Origin of the sequence: Microcystis sp. BLCC-F209 (assembly GCF_041928595.1) — a bacterium.
In the GTDB taxonomy this organism is placed as follows: domain Bacteria; phylum Cyanobacteriota; class Cyanobacteriia; order Cyanobacteriales; family Microcystaceae; genus Microcystis.
In genome coordinates this window covers 1-5,792 of record NZ_JBHFLL010000126.1, presented here as the reverse complement: position 1 = coordinate 5,792, position 5,792 = coordinate 1, and the positions used below count along the sequence as shown (strand labels likewise).

Here is a 5,792-nt window from a genome sequence, read left to right as displayed (position 1 = left end):
TAGAGAAGATGCAAGGGTGATGCAAGGGTGATGCAAGGGTTTTAAGAGATTCTAGCAGATTTAAGTGCATTTGGGAAGCTCTCAATCAAGCTAAAAGCCCTTTCCTGTAAGGTTTTTACCATTATTCAGCAAACCCTACTTGAAGTCAGAAGTCAGCGCAGGGGAGAGGACTAATAAGGAGAAGACCAGGAACGCACTTCGCCCAAAGTAACAGGAATTAAATCACTCACATCTATTGTAAACCGGAAGATTTTACGAGCGCGGCGGCTATTTTCCGGGTCGAAGAATTTTAACTGTACGTCCCAACAATCGCTATCCAGCCGACAGAAAGGACTCTTAGAAACGTTAATACTGTCGAGTTCCATCCCCGCACCCACAGCCTCAGAAAAAGTTTGCGCTGCTTGGAAAGCGTTAGTCGCGGCAAAATTGAGGGCGCGGTCTTGGGAAGTTTGCCCTAAATTGCGTAAATCGTAGTAGATGCGGTTGAGGAAACTACTCAAAGTGCGGCGCATTTGGCTTTCTTGGGCTTCTGTTTGTTCTGCACCAACGGCTTCTATTGCCGCACTGACTAAAGTATTAACGTGCCAACCATAAATTCCCCGGGGGCTATCCGGTTCAATGACGGGAACAACTTGTCCTGAGAACAGGCGTACTGTCCGCCCAGTAATCCGTCCCGGAATACTGACACGCTCGATATATTCGGGGCTGTCTTCTGCTTGCACTTGTCCCGAAAGAAGTTCCTGTAAAGCCGCATAAACTTCGCGGGAAAAAGAGCCAAGGGGTTCAATGGCGTAAATTGGCGTACCCCAAAAATCGATCGCTGGAGCAGTAGGAGCCACATTAGGGAACGCACCCTACAAGATCGGCGTACTGCTACGCAGTGCCTTCGGCATCTCACCGTTAAGTCTCTCATTCTAATTTTGTCTTCTTCAATAACTGTAAAGTGTCCATACCAGTCATCCCGCAATGAGATAACCTTGGCAACTTTCTCAGCGACTACAGATGCAGAAGGTACTCTTATTCTAAACAAAATAATACCAACACTGGCCGGCAACCTTGAACGAAAGGCGAGTTCTCCAAAATCTTTATCAAATGTCAAGAGAATACGATTTTCTGCTTGGGCGCGACTTAAAACTTCACGGTCCGAGATTCCGGGGGATTCCACCCTAATCCACAGGACATCATGGCCATTTTGTCGTAGGGCTTCAACCGCATCAAGGGGGAAATTTTCGTTCGCTAGAAAACGGATCAGTTAAGCAGGAATAGCATAGACTTTCTCAGATTTGAGCATTACACTAGCATAGCTAAGACAAGCTTGAATATCTTCTACTGTAATACCTGGGTAGTTTCGCAGAATTTCATCAATACTCCAACCTTGGGCGAGAAGATCGATGATAAATTCAACCGCAATCCTTGTTCCTTTAATGATAGGTTTTCCCACCAAAATATCGGGATTTAGTGTAATTCGAGTTTCCCAGTCCATAGCTACATCATTGAAAGTGTTTTCAAAAAGGTAAAGGCTGCGTGGGACGCACCCTATATCTCGTTTTATTATAACAGGATTTGGTATCACAGTTTCAATCAATGTGCATGGTGCGTTCCCCAAAAATCGATCGGTGGAGCAGTAGGAGTCACATTAGGGAACGCACCCTACGGCTGTAGCATTGAGGGATTTGCAATAAGTCCTCCAAGACCAATGGCTACTATTAAGAACAATAGAGCAAACGCGATTGACATATAGGTTAAAGTTTCGGCATGAGGTCGCCAATCAATTCCAAGTTCTGCCTGATGATGCTTCACCCAATTTGACAAATCCCAAGTCTTCCATGTGCCGAAACAAAACATAATGAACGTCCCGATGCTGAGTAGAAATGGTAGTTGAAGAGCAAGCCGGATTAAGTTTTCGCTAAGTTTAGCACTGATTACATAGGTCAAAATTGCCCCAATAATTCCAAAGGAAAAAGAGGCGGATTTGATTAAATTTTCAAAATAAAATTTATGCAAATCTATCAGTTTTTCAAACTGAAGCCATTGATACTCTTTATCCTCGCTCAAGAACCAATTCTCCTTTTTTAACTTCAGATACCGATGAACTAGCCCTGTTTACACCCTCCACCGAGGACTTGCGGCATAACGGTCTAGTTAGGCTTTTCGCTAAGGGTAGGGTAATACATTTAAATTTTGAATAAATCGGTAGTCTCGTTGATTCTTGGTGATAAAAGGGTAATTCCATATTATTGCTGTACCTGCAATCAAGCCATCGGCAATCAGCAAACCGTGACTTAGCCGATACAAGCGAAGTAAGTCAACCGCTTTGTCTGAAATAGGTTGGTCAATTCTGATTACATCAAACTGTTGAAGGAATTTTTCCAGCGTCCGTAACTCTGACTTGTTAGTGCAGCCAACAATTAGTTCCATTTGTGTAACTACGCTAATTGCTAATCTGGAACTTGATTGTAGTCTTTGCAGACAATTGACTGCTTCAGGAATACCACGACCAACATCAATGATTATGTCGGTATCTACGATAGTTGAACTAGCCATTTGTCTTTGACCACTCGCTTTCTCGTAAATTTCGCACCCAAGTAGTACTATCTAAATCTTGACGATCGCGCCACATTCCAACAAAGGGATCATTAACTAAATCAACATTTGACGATGCAGACAGAGGTTCAGAATATATGTACTTTTGTTTCAAAAAAGCGATCAGGCTGACTACTTGGCTCTGTGCTTCAGCAGGCAAAGATAAAAATTCACCTAAAATCTCATGAGTCATGGTTGTATCCTCCCCCATATCACGCCCAAAAGCGTGTTAGCCAGATTAGCTTACTGCAAAGAGCCTCCTTTAAGGAGACTTATCACAGAAGCCTTCTGGGAATGTAGCAAAGATTCTTGTATCTGGCTGCACTTTGTCACAAAATTTCACTATTATTTCGGGTAAGGTATCGTAAATCCCTTGATAGATTCAATCGGGACTAACTTCTGGGAAACCCGCTATAGATCTCCTGCAAAAATCAAAAACCTGACCTTAGGTTAGGAGAATCCGAGACAGGAGAAGAAAAAAGACATAGAAAATTTAGTACAAACGCTCTGCTCTCCCTGCTCTGGCGCTCCCTAGCTTACCAGAGGTCGATTATTCACCAAATGGTATCAAAAAAATCGGGTCTAAAACCTCGTCTTTACTCATTTTATTGTAACGGGATTTGGGATCACAACTTCAATCAATGTGCATGGTGCGTTCCCCCAAAATCGATTGATCGCTGGAGCAGTAGGAGCCACATTAGGGAACGCACCCTACAAGATCGGCGATCGCACTGGTGTTTTTCAAAAAAAGCGTGAGATTTGCCATCTGGCAGGGTTGATCGCAGAGCGCCAAGAAAAGCGCGATCGCTCGTTGTTAAGCCTCTGCCTCATTGTCAAGGTTTAAGTAAATTTTGATATAAATTACAGGGCAAGAATGGAGGAGTTGGGGTGGCACAACAGAAACATTGTCCCCATTTACTCGGTTACAGTTTGTCTGCGAGTTGTTAACCATCGATTCAGGGAGCGTGAACTCTCGCTACTGCGCCGACCAGCTAATAGTCCTTCGATACCAATATGCTCATCTAGATCGAGCCATTCGATAGCACATCCATCCGCTAAGAGTTGCCAATTTTGACGCTCGGCGGGGGAGGCGTGCAGTAAACGAGGGTACCATGTTAGCGGAACGGTGATGCTGCGACCGTCGGCTAGGTCGATTATTAATTTATCGTCGGTTAGGGTCACTTGATGGGCAATTGGCTCGGTTTCAAGGGTCAAAGTAATCATGCCATGCGCTTAGGATTGCGGGTTGATGTTCTGTTATTAGTTTAGCAATCTGGTTTAATTCATGTTCTTTGAATCCTCGGTTTTTCTCTAAGGTAATGGGATCAAGCCAATATTTAGCGAGTTTGCGATCGCGTTTGACATGGATATGGGCTGGCTCTCGTTGATCTGAACTGAAAAAGATAAAACTGTAAGGCCCAACTTGAAGGACGGTAGGCATGAGAAAAGCTATTTTAAAGGTATATTTAGCTCTATGCTCTTATTATATGTCAATTTCTCTAATTCACAATTACCCACAAAAAAAGAGACCCTTGCGGTTCTCCTGTTGTAATACCTTCAATTAACGCTTAGTTTTTGTCTGCCTAGGCGCGGCGGCGCTTGAAGCCAGCCCCCAGAGCGACGACGGCCCCCAGACCAACGAGAGCAGAGGGTTCCGGGGTTTGAGCGGGAGGAGCGGCATCGCACTTAAACCCACAGCTTCAATCAATGTGCATGGTGCGTTCCCCAAAAATCGAGCGGTGGAGCAGTAGGAGCCACATTAGGGAACGCACCCTACGGCTGCGTTGTTAGACCGCGCCTCACCGAATCTCTTCTAGCACTGGCTCATAAGGCTTCAATCTTGACCTTACCGCCCTCAATGTTATCGACCTGCAACCGATATCTGTAAAGCAGCGCCATTCCTAGTAGAGGCTCTGTTTCTGATTCTGCAATATCAATCTCTTGGTACTGCCCATCCCATATCACAGTCCCAGTGTACAGATCAAAATAAGTTTCACTGCCATCACCCAGCGTGATAAAATCAGAACCACTCCAAGGTAAATTTAATGTAGCGATGATTGTAGAGGGCAAAGATAAAAATCCATTGAACCCAGTATCAATCACCGCGTCAACCGCTTGCAGTTGCCGATTTGAGTTTCCGACTACAATCCTTAGCGTGGCTTCACGCCGCAAATTTACAACACCTTCCATCATGGATTTTTCTTCAAACTCCGTGCCCCGAAATGATAAACAGCGCGATGTCCGATACGAATGATCCAAGGTTGGGCATCGGGGTGACGTTCAAAGAGCCGATTAGTTGCAGGCACAACGTTTTCATCGACTTCAAACTCTCCAGTTTCAATGTCGATCGCTACAATCTTACCTTCATTACCGGCTTCGACTTGCTGCCGAATGCCAGATTCGTAGAGTTTTTGCCCTCGCTCGGCTAACTCATCTTTGGGATAACGCCGTTGACGAACTGCCATCTGGTTGACCTCAACTCAGTATTTTGACTTAATTATACTTTGATTTATTCTAACGAAGTGCTCCCGCTCTACTACTGATGAGCCGCCTCATCGCAAGCCCCCCAGTGGTGCACTTCAAATTTGAATCGGCGCTTCAATCAATGTGCATGGTGCGTTCCCCAAAAATCGATCGCTGGAGCAGTAGGAGTCGCCTTAGGGAACGCACCCTACAAGATCGGCGTGCTGCTACGCAGTGCCTTCGGCATCGCACTACAAATCATCAATCGTTACCAACCCACCTTCCGTAAACTGAATCACAAGTTCATGGCTATCTAATAAAGCAGTTCCAACCAGGGGTCGCCGCCCTGTGGCAAATACACGAGTTTCTCGCTCCTCACCATTCCAGATAATAATTGCTTTGTGAAGAGGCAGCATTACTTGGCTGTTGTCTGCTAAATTCGCACGCATATCGTACCTGAAAGGAAGATTCAGTAATGCTACTGCTTCGGGTGGTAAACAAAGCTCATCTGTAAATCCTGTATCTACTACAAACTCAATCGGAAAGTCAGCGCGATTTGGAATCCGAAATAGGATAGTGATAAGCGGGTGTCCATTAGCCACAATACCTGAAATCACTTAACTAAGCTGTTAAGCATTTAAATTGCTTGTTGAGACGAGGCAAGAGGCAAGAGGCAAGAGGCAACAGTAAAGGGATTGGGGGAGATTCGGCTAATCTTAAGAATAAGTGCTTTAAATGCGTCTTAG

At 44.8% G+C, this 5,792-nt stretch carries 10 protein-coding genes and 2 pseudogenes; all 12 read right to left on the bottom strand.

Going from position 1 to position 5,792, the window contains the following annotated elements:
• Nucleotides 1-170 precede the first annotated feature (170 nt).
• Nucleotides 171-803, bottom strand: a pseudogene (locus tag ACE1AQ_RS08010) (peptidase S8); the annotation flags it as partial.
• Nucleotides 804-937: 134 nt separating this feature from the next.
• Nucleotides 938-1,249, bottom strand: a pseudogene (locus ACE1AQ_RS08005) (DUF5615 family PIN-like protein); the annotation flags it as partial.
• A gap of 3 nt (nt 1,250-1,252) precedes the next feature.
• Nucleotides 1,253-1,483: a DUF433 domain-containing protein gene (locus ACE1AQ_RS08000; protein ID WP_002779924.1), complete on the bottom strand. Its 231-nt coding sequence runs from the start codon at nt 1,481-1,483 to the stop codon at nt 1,253-1,255.
• 167 nt (nt 1,484-1,650) lie between these two features.
• Entirely contained in the window at nt 1,651-2,055 is a 405-nt protein-coding gene (locus ACE1AQ_RS07995) for a hypothetical protein (RefSeq protein WP_002738487.1), read from the bottom strand.
• Nucleotides 2,056-2,154: 99 nt separating this feature from the next.
• Nucleotides 2,155-2,544, bottom strand: coding sequence for a type II toxin-antitoxin system VapC family toxin (locus ACE1AQ_RS07990; RefSeq protein ID WP_002763446.1), 390 nt, complete (start codon nt 2,542-2,544; stop codon nt 2,155-2,157).
• Nucleotides 2,537-2,776, bottom strand: a complete 240-nt coding sequence (locus tag ACE1AQ_RS07985; protein WP_002739406.1) for a hypothetical protein — start codon at nt 2,774-2,776, stop codon at nt 2,537-2,539. Before ACE1AQ_RS07985 ends, ACE1AQ_RS07990 begins: the two co-directional genes overlap by 8 nt.
• 722 nt (nt 2,777-3,498) lie before the next feature.
• On the bottom strand, nt 3,499-3,807 hold the full coding sequence (locus ACE1AQ_RS07980; protein ID WP_002752921.1) for a DUF2442 domain-containing protein: 309 nt from the start codon (nt 3,805-3,807) through the stop codon (nt 3,499-3,501).
• Complete coding sequence (locus ACE1AQ_RS07975) at nt 3,788-4,024, bottom strand: DUF4160 domain-containing protein (protein ID WP_008205592.1); 237 nt, start codon at nt 4,022-4,024, stop codon at nt 3,788-3,790. The genes ACE1AQ_RS07980 and ACE1AQ_RS07975 overlap by 20 nt, the downstream gene beginning before the upstream one ends.
• Before the next feature lie 142 nt (nt 4,025-4,166).
• On the bottom strand, nt 4,167-4,217 hold the full coding sequence (locus ACE1AQ_RS07970) for a hypothetical protein (protein ID WP_230400958.1): 51 nt from the start codon (nt 4,215-4,217) through the stop codon (nt 4,167-4,169).
• A gap of 190 nt (nt 4,218-4,407) precedes the next feature.
• Nucleotides 4,408-4,776, bottom strand: coding sequence for a hypothetical protein (locus ACE1AQ_RS07965; protein ID WP_008205589.1), 369 nt, complete (start codon nt 4,774-4,776; stop codon nt 4,408-4,410).
• Nucleotides 4,773-5,048 (bottom strand): hypothetical protein, encoded by a 276-nt coding sequence (locus ACE1AQ_RS07960; RefSeq protein WP_002752924.1) that lies wholly within the window; start codon nt 5,046-5,048, stop codon nt 4,773-4,775. The genes ACE1AQ_RS07965 and ACE1AQ_RS07960 overlap by 4 nt, the downstream gene beginning before the upstream one ends.
• 249 nt (nt 5,049-5,297) lie before the next feature.
• Entirely contained in the window at nt 5,298-5,663 is a 366-nt protein-coding gene (locus ACE1AQ_RS07955; RefSeq protein ID WP_110544408.1) for a clan AA aspartic protease, read from the bottom strand.
• Nucleotides 5,664-5,792 lie beyond the last annotated feature (129 nt).

What these genes read in the sequence shown, in the direction of transcription:
- ACE1AQ_RS08000 (WP_002779924.1), bottom strand. Translation starts at nt 1,483, where the DNA reads ATGGACTGGGAAACTCGAATTACACTAAATCCCGATATTTTGGTGGGA.
- ACE1AQ_RS07990 (WP_002763446.1), bottom strand. Translation starts at nt 2,544, where the DNA reads ATGGCTAGTTCAACTATCGTAGATACCGACATAATCATTGATGTTGGT.
- ACE1AQ_RS07985 (WP_002739406.1), bottom strand. Translation starts at nt 2,776, where the DNA reads ATGACTCATGAGATTTTAGGTGAATTTTTATCTTTGCCTGCTGAAGCA.
- ACE1AQ_RS07980 (WP_002752921.1), bottom strand. Translation starts at nt 3,807, where the DNA reads ATGATTACTTTGACCCTTGAAACCGAGCCAATTGCCCATCAAGTGACC.
- ACE1AQ_RS07975 (WP_008205592.1), bottom strand. Translation starts at nt 4,024, where the DNA reads ATGCCTACCGTCCTTCAAGTTGGGCCTTACAGTTTTATCTTTTTCAGT.
- ACE1AQ_RS07965 (WP_008205589.1), bottom strand. Translation starts at nt 4,776, where the DNA reads ATGATGGAAGGTGTTGTAAATTTGCGGCGTGAAGCCACGCTAAGGATT.
- ACE1AQ_RS07960 (WP_002752924.1), bottom strand. Translation starts at nt 5,048, where the DNA reads ATGGCAGTTCGTCAACGGCGTTATCCCAAAGATGAGTTAGCCGAGCGA.